The 13,232-nt window shown below is 43.3% G+C and carries 14 protein-coding genes; 6 read left to right on the forward strand and 8 right to left on the reverse strand.

Going from position 1 to position 13,232, the window contains the following annotated elements:
- Nucleotides 1-30: 30 nt before the first annotated feature.
- On the forward strand, nucleotides 31-459 hold the full coding sequence (locus CVP04_RS09345; RefSeq protein ID WP_100297241.1) for a F0F1 ATP synthase subunit epsilon: 429 nt from the start codon (nucleotides 31-33) through the stop codon (nucleotides 457-459).
- A gap of 191 nt (nucleotides 460-650) precedes the next feature.
- Here CVP04_RS09345 and CVP04_RS09350 read toward each other — a convergent pair whose 3' ends face one another.
- The 5 genes from CVP04_RS09350 to CVP04_RS09370 form a co-directional block, all read right to left on the reverse strand.
- Nucleotides 651-1,544 carry an aldo/keto reductase gene (locus tag CVP04_RS09350; protein ID WP_100297242.1) on the reverse strand — a complete coding sequence of 298 codons (894 nt, stop codon included), beginning with the start codon at nucleotides 1,542-1,544 and terminating at the stop codon, nucleotides 651-653.
- Nucleotides 1,545-1,618: 74 nt separating this feature from the next.
- Nucleotides 1,619-2,923, reverse strand: a complete 1,305-nt coding sequence (locus CVP04_RS09355; protein WP_100297243.1) for a sodium ion-translocating decarboxylase subunit beta — start codon at nucleotides 2,921-2,923, stop codon at nucleotides 1,619-1,621.
- Nucleotides 2,924-2,931: 8 nt separating this feature from the next.
- Complete coding sequence (gene oadA, locus CVP04_RS09360; protein WP_100297244.1) at nucleotides 2,932-4,746, reverse strand: sodium-extruding oxaloacetate decarboxylase subunit alpha; 1,815 nt, start codon at nucleotides 4,744-4,746, stop codon at nucleotides 2,932-2,934.
- 21 nt (nucleotides 4,747-4,767) lie between these two features.
- Nucleotides 4,768-5,025, reverse strand: coding sequence for an oxaloacetate decarboxylase subunit gamma (locus CVP04_RS09365; protein WP_100297245.1), 258 nt, complete (start codon nucleotides 5,023-5,025; stop codon nucleotides 4,768-4,770).
- A gap of 150 nt (nucleotides 5,026-5,175) precedes the next feature.
- Complete coding sequence (locus tag CVP04_RS09370; protein WP_100297246.1) at nucleotides 5,176-5,793, reverse strand: MarC family protein; 618 nt, start codon at nucleotides 5,791-5,793, stop codon at nucleotides 5,176-5,178.
- A gap of 74 nt (nucleotides 5,794-5,867) precedes the next feature.
- Here CVP04_RS09370 and CVP04_RS09375 point away from each other — a divergent pair, with 74 nt between their 5' ends.
- Nucleotides 5,868-7,781 (forward strand): ABC transporter ATP-binding protein, encoded by a 1,914-nt coding sequence (locus CVP04_RS09375; protein ID WP_100297247.1) that lies wholly within the window; start codon nucleotides 5,868-5,870, stop codon nucleotides 7,779-7,781.
- A 3-nt stretch (nucleotides 7,782-7,784) separates the two neighbouring features.
- Here CVP04_RS09375 and CVP04_RS09380 read toward each other — a convergent pair whose 3' ends face one another.
- The 3 genes from CVP04_RS09380 to CVP04_RS09390 all read right to left on the reverse strand — a co-directional run bounded on the left by CVP04_RS09380 (nucleotide 7,785) and on the right by CVP04_RS09390 (nucleotide 9,738).
- Nucleotides 7,785-8,027 carry a hypothetical protein gene (locus tag CVP04_RS09380; protein ID WP_100297248.1) on the reverse strand — a complete coding sequence of 81 codons (243 nt, stop codon included), beginning with the start codon at nucleotides 8,025-8,027 and terminating at the stop codon, nucleotides 7,785-7,787.
- A 12-nt stretch (nucleotides 8,028-8,039) separates the two neighbouring features.
- The gene (locus tag CVP04_RS09385; RefSeq protein WP_100297249.1) at nucleotides 8,040-8,825 is read right to left on the reverse strand and encodes a Cof-type HAD-IIB family hydrolase; all 786 of its coding nucleotides are present in this window, start codon (nucleotides 8,823-8,825) and stop codon (nucleotides 8,040-8,042) included.
- Nucleotides 8,826-9,087: 262 nt separating this feature from the next.
- Nucleotides 9,088-9,738, reverse strand: coding sequence for a TfoX/Sxy family DNA transformation protein (locus tag CVP04_RS09390; protein WP_100297250.1), 651 nt, complete (start codon nucleotides 9,736-9,738; stop codon nucleotides 9,088-9,090).
- A 362-nt stretch (nucleotides 9,739-10,100) separates the two neighbouring features.
- On the opposite strand from CVP04_RS09390, the gene CVP04_RS09395 reads away from it, so the two are divergent.
- From CVP04_RS09395 to CVP04_RS09410, 4 genes are read left to right on the forward strand one after another with little or no spacing between them, the layout of a single operon-like run.
- Nucleotides 10,101-11,066 (forward strand): mannose/fructose/sorbose PTS transporter subunit IIA, encoded by a 966-nt coding sequence (locus tag CVP04_RS09395; RefSeq protein ID WP_100297251.1) that lies wholly within the window; start codon nucleotides 10,101-10,103, stop codon nucleotides 11,064-11,066.
- Nucleotides 11,067-11,087: 21 nt separating this feature from the next.
- Nucleotides 11,088-11,882 carry a PTS mannose/fructose/sorbose transporter subunit IIC gene (locus CVP04_RS09400; protein WP_100297252.1) on the forward strand — a complete coding sequence of 265 codons (795 nt, stop codon included), beginning with the start codon at nucleotides 11,088-11,090 and terminating at the stop codon, nucleotides 11,880-11,882.
- Nucleotides 11,883-11,902: 20 nt separating this feature from the next.
- Nucleotides 11,903-12,733, forward strand: a complete 831-nt coding sequence (gene manZ, locus CVP04_RS09405; protein WP_100297253.1) for a PTS mannose transporter subunit IID — start codon at nucleotides 11,903-11,905, stop codon at nucleotides 12,731-12,733.
- 59 nt (nucleotides 12,734-12,792) lie between these two features.
- On the forward strand, nucleotides 12,793-13,173 hold the full coding sequence (locus CVP04_RS09410) for a hypothetical protein (protein ID WP_100297254.1): 381 nt from the start codon (nucleotides 12,793-12,795) through the stop codon (nucleotides 13,171-13,173).
- Nucleotides 13,174-13,232: the final 59 nt, after the last annotated feature.

Consider the following 13,232-nt stretch of genomic DNA (forward strand, 5'->3'; position numbering starts at 1 on the left):
TGATTAACAGCAAACTTGAAGGAGAGGAATATGGCAACATTTAAACTAACCGTAGTCAGTGCGGAAGAAAGTATTTTTAACGGCGACGTTAAAAGTATTCAAGCCACGGGTACCGAGGGTGAGTTGGGTATTTTGCCCGGACACACCCCATTATTAACCGCGATTAAACCGGGTATCGTAAAAATAACCTTGGAAAGCGGTAATGAAGAAGTCATCTACGTTTCCGGCGGATTTTTAGAAGTTCAACCGAACGTTGTGACCGTACTCGCAGACGTTGCGATTCGAGGAAAAGAACTTGACGGTAATCGTATTTTGGAAGCGAAACGCCGTGCGGAACAAAATATTGTATCCGGTGCGAAAGATGCGAATTATGAATTATTGGCATCTAAACTTTCAAAAGAATTGGCGAAATTACGCGCGTATGAACTTACCGAGAAATTGGTAAAAAACAAACGTTAATTTGACCGCACTTTGATCAAACTTGATCGAAAAAAAGCCTATCCGAATTGATTAAGATAGGCTTTTTTATTTCTGTATAATTTAGCAAAATAACGAATCTTTTTATAAGAACCGTTCAATGCAAATAGTTTATTAAGTTTGTGAGATTTCGCAAAAAGTGCGGTGTTTTTTCGCGAGATTTTCTAATTATATTAAGGAATATCGTGCCCTTGAGAAGCGACATAAACCGCAATCCATTCTTCTTCGCTAAAAGAAATAGTTAGCGCATCGACCGCACTTTTTACCCGTTCGATTTGACCGGAACCCACAATCGGCATTATTTTTGCCGGATGAGAAAGCAGCCAAGCATAAGCTAAGGTATCTAAACGTGTTTCGCCTTTTTTCTCGCCGATTTTTCGTAAAATTTCGGCAACGCGATGCCCGTTTTCAGCAAACAGTTTCCCACCTGCCAGCGGTGACCACGCCATCGGTTTAATACGTTTTTCTAATAAAAAATCCAAAGTGCCGTTGTCAAAAGGCGTTAAATGTAACGGTGAAATTTCGATTTGATTTGTGATTAAAGGTTGATTTACATAGGATTGCAACATTGAAAATTTTGCCGCCGTGTAATTGGATACACCGAAGTGACGCACTTTTCCCGCTTGATGTAAGTGTTCGAATGCTAATGCAATTTGTTCCGGATCGGCACAAGGCGACAAACGGTGAATCAATAACACGTCCAAATATTCGCATTGGAGTTTTTGTAAGGATCGTTCCGCCGACCAAATAATATGTTGATAACTGTTATCATAATAATGACTTTGAATGTCGGGCAATTCGGAATTCGGATATAAAATACCGCACTTTGTGATTAAGGTCAGTTGTTCGCGCAGCGATTTATCCAATGCCAAAGCGCGACCGAATTCGGCTTCCGATTTAAATCCGTCGTAACACGCGGCGTGATCTAAGGTATCGATACCGTATTCCAATCCTTGTTTGACGAAAGTGAGTAATTCTTGCGGCGTTTTTTGCCAATTTTTTAAGCGCCAAAATCCTTGAATGATTCGGCTGAAACGAAGTGTCGGTGTTAATTGAACGTGTTGCATAATTTGCTCCCATAAAAAAACCTTGCCGAGTTAATTTATTTCGGCAAGGTTTGGTTTTTATTGAACGATGGTGATTACATCATTGCTGAAATATATTTCAACATTACCCCTGCCGCAATCGCCGAGCCGATAACACCGGCAACGTTCGGGCCCATTGCGTGCATTAATAGGAAGTTTTGATGATCGGCTTCCAAACCGACTTTGTTCGCCACCCGTGCCGCCATTGGTACGGCGGAAACCCCAGCCGCACCGATTAGCGGATTAATTGGATTTTTCGTAAAGCGATTCATTAATTTCGCCATTAATACACCACTTGCCGTACCGATACCGAAAGCGATCATTCCCAAGACCAAAATACCTAATGTTTGTGGTTGTAGGAATTTATCCGCCACTAATTTCGCACCGACGGATAATCCGAGGAAAATGGTCACGATATTGATTAAGGCATTTTGTGCGGTGTCGTTTAAACGTTCCACCACACCGCTGACGCGCATTAAATTACCGAAACAGAACATACCGAGCAACGGTGCAGCATCTGGCAATAACAACGCCACTAACACTAACAACACTATTGGGAACAAAATTTTCTCACGGTTGCTGACATTACGCATTTGCACCATTCGGATTTTACGTTCTTGTTGCGTAGTGAGCGCTTTCATAATCGGCGGTTGAATCAACGGAACCAATGCCATATAAGAATATGCTGCCACTGCGATGGCGCCTAATAATTCCGGCGCTAATTTACTGGCTAGGTAAATCGCTGTCGGACCGTCCGCACCGCCGATAATACCAATCGCCGCCGCTTGCGGTAAGGTGAAATCGATCACGCCCAACCAGTTCAAGCCCAATGCACCGAGGACGGTGGCGAAAATACCGAATTGCGCCGCCGCACCAAGTAATAATGTGCGTGGATTAGCGAGCAGCGGGCCGAAATCCGTCATCGCGCCGACACCCATAAAGATAATTAAAGGCGCGACGCCATAACCGATAGCGACCTTATAAAACAACGCCAATACGCCCGCGGTATAACCCATATCGCCCGCTAAGGTTTCCAGTTCGTTCACCACGGAAGGTAACGCGCTGTTAAGTGCGGTCTTAATCGCCGCAGGATCGGCAACCGTATTTAATTTCGCCGCAATCACGGCAAGCTGTTGGGCGGAACCGCTATGCAATAAGTTATCCAAAGCGGTCATCGCCAAGCCCGCTTCGGGAATGTTCGATAATAATCCGCCGAAACCTATCGGTAACAGTAACAGCGGTTCGAATTTTCGTGCGATAGCCAGCCATAATAACAACAGACTGACGGCAAGCATTATCGCTTGACCGATTTCCATATTCATTATGCCCATACCGCGAATTAAGGCTAATATACTTTCCATCGTTACCTCTATGCTAAAGTCATTAGCGTATCGCCGACACCCACAGCGTCACCGGCTTTTACGCTAATAGCGCGAACCGTGCCTGCTTGTGATGCACGAATTTCCGTTTCCATTTTCATTGCTTCTAAAATCAACAATACGTCTCCTTCCGCCACTTGTTGACCTTCCGTCGCAACCACTTTCCAAATATTTCCCGCCATTGGCGCCGTTACCGGTACGCCGCCTGTCGGTGCGCTTGGTGCCGGTGCGGCGGTAGGTGTCGGTGCAGGCGCTGCCGCCGGCGCAATATTGCTGATTTCGCCGCCTTCGCTGACTTTCACCACAAAGGCTTTGCCTTCTAATTCCACGGTATAAACCGCGCTACCGCCTTTATTTTGTGCAACAGGTGCGGTCGGTTTTTCCGCCGTTTTTTGTACCGCACTTTCTGCTGTCGGAGCAGGTTCGAAGGCATCCGGATTGCCGCGGTTTTCCAAGAATTTCAAACCGATTTGCGGGAACAGCGCGACGATAAGCACATCGTCAACTTCATTTTCCGCCAATTTAATGCCTTTTTCTTGTGCAAGTTGTTTCACTTCTTGGGTGAGTTTATCCATTTCCGCCGCAATATGATCCGCTGGACGGTCGGTGATCGGTTGTGCGCCTTCCAACACTTTTGCTTGTAATTGCGCATTCACCGGCGCCGGCGTGCGACCGTATTCGCCTTTCAAAATACCGGCGGTTTCTTTGGCGATGGTTTTGTAGCGTTCTCCCATTAATACGTTAATTACCGCTTGCGTTCCCACTATTTGCGAGGTCGGCGTGACTAGCGGAATATAGCCTAAATCTTGGCGAACGCGAGGAATTTCTTGTAACACCAAATCCAATTTATCGGACGCGTTTTGTTGTTTTAACTGGCTTTCCAAGTTGGTTAACATTCCGCCCGGCACTTGCGCCACTAAAATTCGGCTGTCCACGCCTTTTAATTGACCTTCGAATTTGTGGTATTTTTTACGCACGTCGCGGAAATATGCCGCAATGCGTTCGATTTGCGGAATATCCAAACCGGTGTCGTATTGTGTGCCTTGCAAGGTTGCCACTAAGGCTTCGGTTGCCGGATGACCATAAGTGCCGCTCATTGAGGATATTGCAGTATCAATTCCGTCGATACCGGCTTCCACTGCTTTTAACAACGCCATTTCTGCCATACCTGTAGTAGCGTGGCAATGTAAATGAAGTTGAACGTCGTAACGTTTTTTGATTTCGCTGACTAAATTATAGGCTTCGCCCGGAGTTAAAATACCGGACATATCTTTAATCACCAACGAGTCCACGCCGATTTCTAATAATTGTTCGGTTAAATCCAACCAAGTTTCTAAGGTATGTACCGGACTTGTGGTATAGCTCAGCGTACCTTGTGCGTGACCGCCGTTTTTGCGCACGGCTTTAAGCGCTTGTTGCATATTGCGCGGATCGTTCATCGCATCAAACACGCGGAACACACTCATTCCATTGGTTACGGCGCGCTCGACGAAGCGATCCACCACATCGTCCGCATAATGGCGATAGCCTAATAAATTTTGTCCGCGCAATAACATTTGCAACGGCGTATTCGGAATCGCTTTTTTCAATTCGCGTAAACGCACCCAAGGATCTTCGCCTAAAAAACGAATGCAGGAATCAAAGGTTGCGCCGCCCCAAGCTTCCAACGACCAATATCCGACCTTATCCAATTCCGCCGCGATCGGCAACATATCATCAAGACGTAAACGCGTTGCGAAAAGAGATTGATGCGCGTCGCGTAAAACCACATCGGTAATTGCAATTTTTTTAGTTTGTGTAGCCATTGTATTTCTTCTCCGAATAAATTATTTAAGTCCTTGTTGGCGACGGTGGTGGGCGATTGCGGCAATAATAACCGGGCGTAAACGCGCTAGGTCATCCGTTGCCGCCGTTTGAATCGATTGGGCGGGCGCTTGAACCGCTAAGGGTTCGGGAAAAAAGCGATTGATGAGTTTCGACATCAGTCCGATTGCGACAATGAGCAACCATAAAAAAACCAATACGAAACCCATTCCCGCAAACATCAGGTTGATACCTTCCTGCATCAGTTCTGCATTCGTCATTTTATACCTCTGTAAATGAAAAATAACATCGGTCATCATAACTTTTTTTAAGTTAAAAATATTTGAACTGGATCACAGAGTTGTTTGTATAAAGAAAGTGCGGTTATTTATCGCGTGATTTTTAACCGCACTTTAGGAAAGAAGAAAAGATTAAACGACTTGAGTAAAGAAATCGCGGATACCGACCAGCATATTGTTAATTGCTACCGCCGCCAAAATCAGTCCCATTACCCGACTGATCACCGCCGCACCGGTATTGCCGATGATACGTTGAATTCGGTTTGCCGCTAAAAATAGCAAGTACGTAATAAATAACACGGCGAGCATAATAAAGGTTGTTAACACCTGATCAAAAAAGCTGAAACGGTGGTTATCGGTTAATAACACAATCGCCATCATCGCGCCGGGTGAGGCGATGGACGGCACCGCAAGCGGATATACCGCCAATTCGCTTAAACTGGCGGACATTTTCATTTCCTGTTCCGGTTTTCCTTCGCCGAAAATCATTGTCAAGGCAAAAAGTAACAAAACCAACCCACCGGCAATTTGGAACGCCGTAAGCGGAATTTGCATCGCTTCTAATAAACCCTGACCTAAAATCAAGAAAAACATCAAAATGCCGGTAGCGATGAGCGTCGCTTTTAACGCGATTTTGCGTCTATCCTCGATAGATAATCCGACGGTTTTGGTTAAATAAACCGGAACGGAACCGATAGGATCGATTACCGCCCATAACACGACAAATTGAACAATCAGTGAATCAAACATTGGCAACCCCGATAAAAAAGTGGAAAATAGAAAAAATTAACAATTAATATCTTATAACAACATTAACATAAATAATGATTTTTTTCACAAATTTAACACTAAAACGCGGACAATCTCTTTTATTGGAAAATGCCGCTGCCTCCGTTAATCCCGGTCAAAAAGTCGGCTTAGTCGGCAAAAATGGCTGTGGGAAATCTTCGCTGTTTGCTTTATTAAAGAAAGAAATGAGCGCCGAAGGCGGCGAAGTCTCTTTTCCGTCGAATTGGGCGGTGTCTTGGGTGAATCAAGAAACGCCCGCATTAGACATTGCGGCGCTGGATTATGTAATTGAAGGTGATCGCGAATATTGCCGTTTGCAACAACAATTAACCCAAGCGAACGATGAAAATAACGGGAATTTGATCGCGGAAATTCACGCGCGGCTTGATACGATCGATGCGTGGACAATCCAAGCTCGCGCCTCCGCCTTACTACACGGATTGGGATTTACTCAACAAGAATTGCAACAGCCGGTGAAATCTTTTTCCGGTGGCTGGCGAATGAGGTTGAATTTGGCACAAGCCTTATTGTGTCGTTCCGATTTGTTATTGTTGGACGAACCGACCAACCACTTGGATTTGGATGCCGTGATTTGGCTGGAACGTTGGCTCGCGCAATATTCCGGCACACTGATTTTGATTTCGCACGACAGGGATTTTCTTGATCCGATCGTGAATAAAATTTTGCACATCGAAAATCAAAAACTGAACGAATATACCGGCGATTATTCTTCTTTTGAGATTCAACGTGCGGAAAAATTGGCGCAACAGACCGCACTTTATCGCCAACAGCAACAAAAAATCTCACATTTACAAAAATATATCGACCGCTTTAAAGCCAAAGCGAGCAAAGCCAAACAAGCGCAAAGCCGAATTAAAGCCTTGGAAAGAATGGAATTGATCGCGCCCGCCTATGCGGATAACCCGTTCACCTTTCACTTTCGCGAACCGCTTTCTTTACCGAATCCGCTGGTTTCCATCGAAAAAGCCAGCGCCGGCTACGGTAGCGGCGAAAGTGCGGTGGAAATTTTGCAAAAAATTAAACTTAATTTGGTGCCCGGTTCGCGTATCGGTTTATTAGGTAAAAACGGCGCGGGTAAATCCACCTTAATCAAATTATTAGCCGGCGAATTGACCGCACTTTCCGGCAACGTTCAGTTAGCCAAAGGCGTACAACTCGGTTATTTCGCGCAACATCAATTAGACACCTTACGCGCCGAGGAAAGCGCCTTGTGGCATTTACAAAAAATCGCGCCGCAACAAACGGAGCAACAACTGCGCGATTATTTAGGCAGCTTTGCCTTTCACGGCGACAAAGTTAATCAAGCGGTGCAATCTTTTTCCGGCGGCGAAAAAGCGCGCTTGGTGTTGGCGTTAATCGTTTGGAATCGCCCGAATTTATTGTTATTGGACGAACCGACCAACCATTTGGATTTGGATATGCGTCAAGCTTTAACCGAAGCCTTGGTGGATTATCAAGGATCCTTGGTGGTGGTTTCGCACGACAGACATTTGCTACGCAATACCGTGGAAGAATTTTATTTGGTTCACGATAAACAAGTGGAAGCATTTAAAGGCGATTTGGACGATTATCAAAAATGGCTGGCGGAAGTTAATAATCAATCCTCCGCCGATTCGAAAGATAACGGCATTGAAAAAGAAAACACCGCCGCCAATCGAAAAGAACAAAAACGCGCGGAAGCCGAATTGCGTCAAAAAACCGCCCCGTTGCGGAAAAAAATCGCGCAATTTGAAGAAATGATGAATAAATTTTCCGCCCGCCTTAGCGAAATCGAACATCAACTCGCCGATACCGAATTATATCGCGCAGAAAATAGAGAAAAATTGACCGCACTTTTAAGCAAACAAACGGAATGTAAAAGAAGTTTAGACGACGCGGAAATGCAATGGCTGAGTTTACAGGAAGAATTGGAAAATTTACTCGCTTAAAAATTACGGGCGTGAGTAACGCCCGTCAGACTGACTATATTCCACACAGCGTTTTGCATTGATTTTCCAAATGCCACGAAAATTATGCTCGGTTTTTTCGACGATAATTTCAGATTCTTTCGAGGTTATTTGATTTAGAATACCGGAGGTTAATTTCTTTTTGGCGGTTTCAATGGCGCGCTCGTCCGTTTCTTTATCTTTACGCGTGAATTTATATACGGAAAGTTTCAAATGATCATTCAACATAAATCGATTCTCTTACTTAAATACCCGATTTAACACCAATGCGATGCCGTCGTGATTGTGATCGGCGGTCACTTCTTTCGCCGCATTTTTTATTTCGTCCGGCGCATTTCCCATTGCCACGCTTAAACCGGCGTATTGCAACATATCCAAATCGTTAAAATTGTCACCGAATGCAATCACTTCATCGGCGCAAAGCGATAAATGTTTTTCCATAAAACGAATGGCGGCGGATTTGGTGGCGGCGTTATTCATTATTTCCAAATATTCGCCTTTCGAACGGTGAATCGAAAGGTGCGGAAATTGCTGTTGCAGCTGTTTTTCCAACGGCGCGATATATTTGGCGTCACTCATTATTAAAATTTTATGCACATCGGTTAACTCTTGCGGCTTAATTTTCGCCGAAAGTCCGGTGATCTCGCCTTCTTGTTTTATCCAAGGATTATCGGGATTATCGGTAAACCAATCCAATCCGGAATAATAGCTGATGGAAAGATGCGGCGAGTCTTGTAGCCGCTGTTCAAGCGCGTGTAGATCTTGATTTTCTAAGGTTACGCTATAAAGTGCGGTCAAATTTTTATCCAAAATCAACGCGCCGCTATAACAAATAATCGCTTGATCGGTTTTCAGTTGATCGGTGTAAGGTGTTATGGCATAAGGCGGGCGAGCAGAAACGGGAATAAACGGAATACCTTTTTGAATAATACGCCGAATAGCGCGCACGGTATCCTGAGTGATTTGATGCCGGCTATTTAATAACGTACCGTCAATATCGCTAAACACCGCTTTGTAGCTTGTCATAGTTACCTCCGAATAAAGACAATGATTGAATTTATTAAATCATATTTGAGAATTAGCGTCATCTTGATTTTAAGATATTATCCTGAGCAACTTCACGAAGTTGTAACAGATGACTTGGGTAGCCAAGGAGCAGTTCTTTGTTGAGGTTTAGGTTGTTGAATAGCAAAATTTTTTTGGTTTTAATCATCATAAATATTTTATACAAATAACCACCCAACCCCTTGGTTAACAAGAGGCTAGGTGGTTTTTTTTGTAACCTTAGTTAAGCTTGATCCGGTAGTTTGATTTTTCTGAATCCGGCATTGACTAAGGCGGTGTTGAGTCTGTTTAATGCGTTTGTTCGTTCTTTTTCCGTCAGCAAATTGACGTTTTTATTCAATAATGCGGCGGTTAAGTTCCAAAATAGCAATAAGTTGACGGAAACACCTTCTTTTTTTAATCTGACGAAGCAGTTTGCTGCGCCGACGGTTTTGAAGGTTGCAATGTCTTGAATGTTGATTTTAGCCAACAGTCTTTCGTGTTTTATTGAAAGATTTGGCAGTTCTTTTATGCGATTTTTCTTGGCTAACGCTTCGGCCAACTTTTTGGCGCGAATTTGTTGAATGGAAAGAATCACTAGTCTTTTGAACACTGCTTTGTCTTGTATCACGGCTTGAGGAAGTCGGTAATAATGTCCGATATTTAGCGGCGGGCTGCGTGAAGAGGTTAAATAAGAAACGGCGCCTTGGTTTTCTAAATGGGTTGCCAATTCGTTTTCCGCTTTAAGATAGAAAATGCCGCTTTGGTAAAGTCCGAACATTATGTCTTGATGAAATAATCCGTAACCGGTGAATAAATTTCTTGCGGTGACGTTGCCGATAAGTTCGTTTAATGTGTGTCTAATTTCCTTTGTATTTTTTTCTGTAATTTTCATTATGCGGTCCTTTAGGTTACAAATAAAAGCCGAATAAATTTATAGCACGCGATTATTTTCTAATAAAAAATTATTAGCAATATGCTTATCTTTTTGTGAATCTCATCGTAAAAATTTAATTTTTTTGCTTAAAAATCGTTAAAAAAGTGTGGGTTTATCTATCATTTTGCGTGAACGATGAGACATTAAGTGGAAAATTTAGTTATTTTTATTGTGATCTTGATCCCATATTTCATAAATTTTGTTTGATTAAGTAAAACTTAGGATTAGAATTAACCTAATTTTTAGGCAAACGGTTGCTTTTATTTAGGAAAGGCTGCTGAATCGATTTTTCTTTTTTATTAACTTTATTTGGAGGTGCTATGACTCATCTTATCGTTGCAACGCACGGTAAATTCTCGGAAGAACTCGTCAATTCCGCCGCAATGGTATATGGCGAAGATGAGAATACCCACGTTGTTACTTTTTTACCCGGTGAGGGCGGCGAGCATTTAGTCGAGAAGTACAAGGCGATTATTGCGACGTTACCTGAAAACGAGCCGGTTTTATTTTTAGTCGATTTGTTCGGCGGAAGCCCGTATAACGCGGCAAGTCGCGTTGCAACGGAGCGAGGTGAAAATACCGATATTGTGACCGGTGTCAGTTTGCCGATGTTGCTCGAAGTATTAGATGCAAAAGATGATGCAAGCTTGCCTGAGTTAGTTGAAACGGCAAAAGAAGTCGGTGTGGCGGCGGTAAAATCTTTCCGTCAACCGAAAGAAGCAGTGAAACCGGCGGCACCGAAAGCGGTTGTCGAAGAAAAAACTGCGGCAAAACCGACCGCACTTAGTGGCAATATGAATATTTCATTATTGCGTATTGATGACCGTTTAATTCACGGTCAAGTGGCAACCTCTTGGGCGAAAGCGGTGAAATGTGAAGCGATTTTTGCTATTAGCGATGAAGTGGCTAATGATGATTTACGTCGTGAGTTGTTATTGCAAATCGTGCCGGAAGGTTTAAAAGGTTATGTGATTACCGTAGATAAAGCGATTAAGGTTTATCACAATCCGAAATATGCCGGTAAAAATATTTTATGGTTAGTTACTAAGCCAGCCGATGCGTTGCGTTTAATCGAAGGTGGCGTCAAAATTGATAAAATCAATGTGGGCGGTATGACCTATAAAGACGGCAATAAATTATTGTCTGATGCGGTTACCGTTGGTAAAGCAGATGTGGAAGCCTTCAAAAAACTGCTTGAATTAGGCGTGGACTTATCTATGCAGAAAGTGGCAAGCAATCCGAAAGTTGAACTGACACTGAAAAAACTTAACGATATTCAATTTTAATTTTTTATAAAGGACAACATTATGACTTCGATGGAAATTATTTTAGTTACCCTTGTTGCCGCAATTTGCGGTATGGGTAGCGTACTTGATGAACGTCAAACCCACCGTCCGTTAGTGGCTTGTACGCTAATCGGTTTGGTGTTGGGTGATTTAACAACGGGGATTATTGTCGGCGGTATGTTGGAAATGCTGGCGCTAGGCTGGATGAACGTGGGCGCAGCAATGGCGCCGGATGCGGCATTAGCCTCTGTTATCGCAGCCATTTTAGTTATCAAAGGCGGTCAAGATAAAGGTACTGCGATTGCGATTGCAATTCCGGTTGCTGCAGCTGGTCAAGTATTAACAATCTTTGTGCGTACATTGACGATTTTCTTGCAACACAAGGCGGATGATTTTGCCAAGAATGCGAATTTCCGCGGTATCGAATTTTGTCACTTTGCAGGTCTTAGCTTGCAAGCGTTGCGCGTGGCGATTCCAACATTCTTCGTTGCTTTAGTTGCGGGTACGGATACAGTTACCGAAGCATTGAACGCTATTCCTGAAGTGGTTACCCGCGGCTTGCAAATTGCCGGTGGCTTTATCGTGGTCGTCGGTTATGCGATGGTGATTAATATGATGCGTGCCGGTGCGTTAATGCCGTTCTTCTTCCTCGGCTTTGTGATTGCGTCATTCTCAGATTACAACTTGGTCGGTTTAGGTTTCTTAGGTGCGTGTTTAGCGTTAATTTATATCCAATTAAATCCGCGTTTTAACCAAGCGACGTTGCCCGTGGCAAGCAAAAAAGAACTTGCTGATGATGAACTTGAAGGTCTATAAGATTAAGAAGGAATTTTATTATGTCTGAGAAAAAACAATTAACTGCGGCGGATATTCGTAGCACTTACTGGCGTTCAACGTTTCTTTTGGGTTCATTCAACTTTGAACGTATGCAAGCAATGGGTTTTTGCGTGTCAATGATTCCGGCGATTAAACGGTTATATAGCAAGAAAGAAGATCAAGCGGCGGCGTTAAAACGTCATCTTGAATTCTTTAATACCCAACCTTGGGTGGCTTCATCCATTATCGGTGTAACCGCAGCAATGGAACAAGAACGTGCGAACGGGGCGACCGATATTGATGATGCGGCAATCAGTGGTGTGAAAGTCGGTCTTATGGGACCGTTGGCCGGTGTGGGCGACCCGATTTTCTGGGGTACATTACGTCCTGTTCTTGCTGCATTAGGTGCAGGTCTTGCTATCAGCGGCAGCTTATTAGGTCCATTGTTATTCTTTATCGGTATCAATATTTTCCGCGCATTAACCCGTTGGTATGGTTTCAAATACGGTTATGCAAAAGGTACGGAAATCGTTCAAGATATGGGTGGCGGTCGCTTGCAAAAACTGACTCAAGGCGCATCAATCCTGGGTCTCTTTGTAATGGGCTCGCTGGTGTCGAAATGGACAAGCATCAATATTCCGTTGGAGTTATCCCGTTATACTAATCAAGCGGGCGATGAAGTCGTCACAACCGTCCAAAGCGTGTTAAACGATTTGTTGCCGGGTCTTGCTGCGTTAGGTTTAACGTTCTTCTGTATGTATTTATTGCGTAAAAAAGTCAATGCAATGTACATTATCTTTGCGTTATTCGGTGTAGGTATCCTTGGCTATCACTTTGGTGTGCTTGCTTAAGGTTTAATGGTATGATTTCGGGCGACATTTTTGTCGCCCGATTTTTTTAAAGGAACAATATGAAACTTAAAGACTTGATTAAAGCACCGCCGGCAGACGGTTATATTAAAAATAGTTCGATTTTAGTGACCGCACTTTTTATTGTTGGTGGGATTTTATATTATCCGACGGATGGTTATGGTACGGTGATTGCGTTGGTTGCTGCGTTAATCGTATTATTCGGGCAAAAATTACTGATTTCGCAAATTAACAAAGATTTTGCCGATATGTATTTTGCTAAACAACAATATGAAGCGACAAACAATCAAGATTATCTTAAATTTATCGTTGCGCGTGCCGAACAAATTCTTGCAGATAATAAAGTTCTGTCAAATAAAGGAAAAACGGAGTTAATCGCGTTGATAGATTATGCAAAAAAAGAACTGAAAATAAACGACTAGATTAAAAAAGTATCGATTGATCGATTTTTTTAAATTTTTTTATAAAAAGATCTTGCAAG

It is taken from the genome of Caviibacterium pharyngocola (assembly GCF_002795405.1).
Taxonomy (GTDB): domain Bacteria; phylum Pseudomonadota; class Gammaproteobacteria; order Enterobacterales; family Pasteurellaceae; genus Caviibacterium; species Caviibacterium pharyngocola.

Bases quoted from the DNA above. Each gene is read 5' to 3' on its own strand.
- CVP04_RS09395 (WP_100297251.1), top strand. From the start codon at position 10,101: ATGACTCATCTTATCGTTGCAACGCACGGTAAATTCTCGGAAGAACTC.
- CVP04_RS09370 (WP_100297246.1), bottom strand. From the start codon at position 5,793: ATGTTTGATTCACTGATTGTTCAATTTGTCGTGTTATGGGCGGTAATC.
- CVP04_RS09345 (WP_100297241.1), top strand. From the start codon at position 31: ATGGCAACATTTAAACTAACCGTAGTCAGTGCGGAAGAAAGTATTTTT.
- oadA (WP_100297244.1), bottom strand. From the start codon at position 4,746: ATGGCTACACAAACTAAAAAAATTGCAATTACCGATGTGGTTTTACGC.
- CVP04_RS09385 (WP_100297249.1), bottom strand. From the start codon at position 8,825: ATGACAAGCTACAAAGCGGTGTTTAGCGATATTGACGGTACGTTATTA.
- CVP04_RS09390 (WP_100297250.1), bottom strand. From the start codon at position 9,738: ATGAAAATTACAGAAAAAAATACAAAGGAAATTAGACACACATTAAAC.
- CVP04_RS09400 (WP_100297252.1), top strand. From the start codon at position 11,088: ATGACTTCGATGGAAATTATTTTAGTTACCCTTGTTGCCGCAATTTGC.
- manZ (WP_100297253.1), top strand. From the start codon at position 11,903: ATGTCTGAGAAAAAACAATTAACTGCGGCGGATATTCGTAGCACTTAC.
- CVP04_RS09410 (WP_100297254.1), top strand. From the start codon at position 12,793: ATGAAACTTAAAGACTTGATTAAAGCACCGCCGGCAGACGGTTATATT.
- CVP04_RS09355 (WP_100297243.1), bottom strand. From the start codon at position 2,923: ATGGAAAGTATATTAGCCTTAATTCGCGGTATGGGCATAATGAATATG.
- CVP04_RS09380 (WP_100297248.1), bottom strand. From the start codon at position 8,027: ATGTTGAATGATCATTTGAAACTTTCCGTATATAAATTCACGCGTAAA.
- CVP04_RS09350 (WP_100297242.1), bottom strand. From the start codon at position 1,544: ATGCAACACGTTCAATTAACACCGACACTTCGTTTCAGCCGAATCATT.
- CVP04_RS09365 (WP_100297245.1), bottom strand. From the start codon at position 5,025: ATGACGAATGCAGAACTGATGCAGGAAGGTATCAACCTGATGTTTGCG.
- CVP04_RS09375 (WP_100297247.1), top strand. From the start codon at position 5,868: ATGATTTTTTTCACAAATTTAACACTAAAACGCGGACAATCTCTTTTA.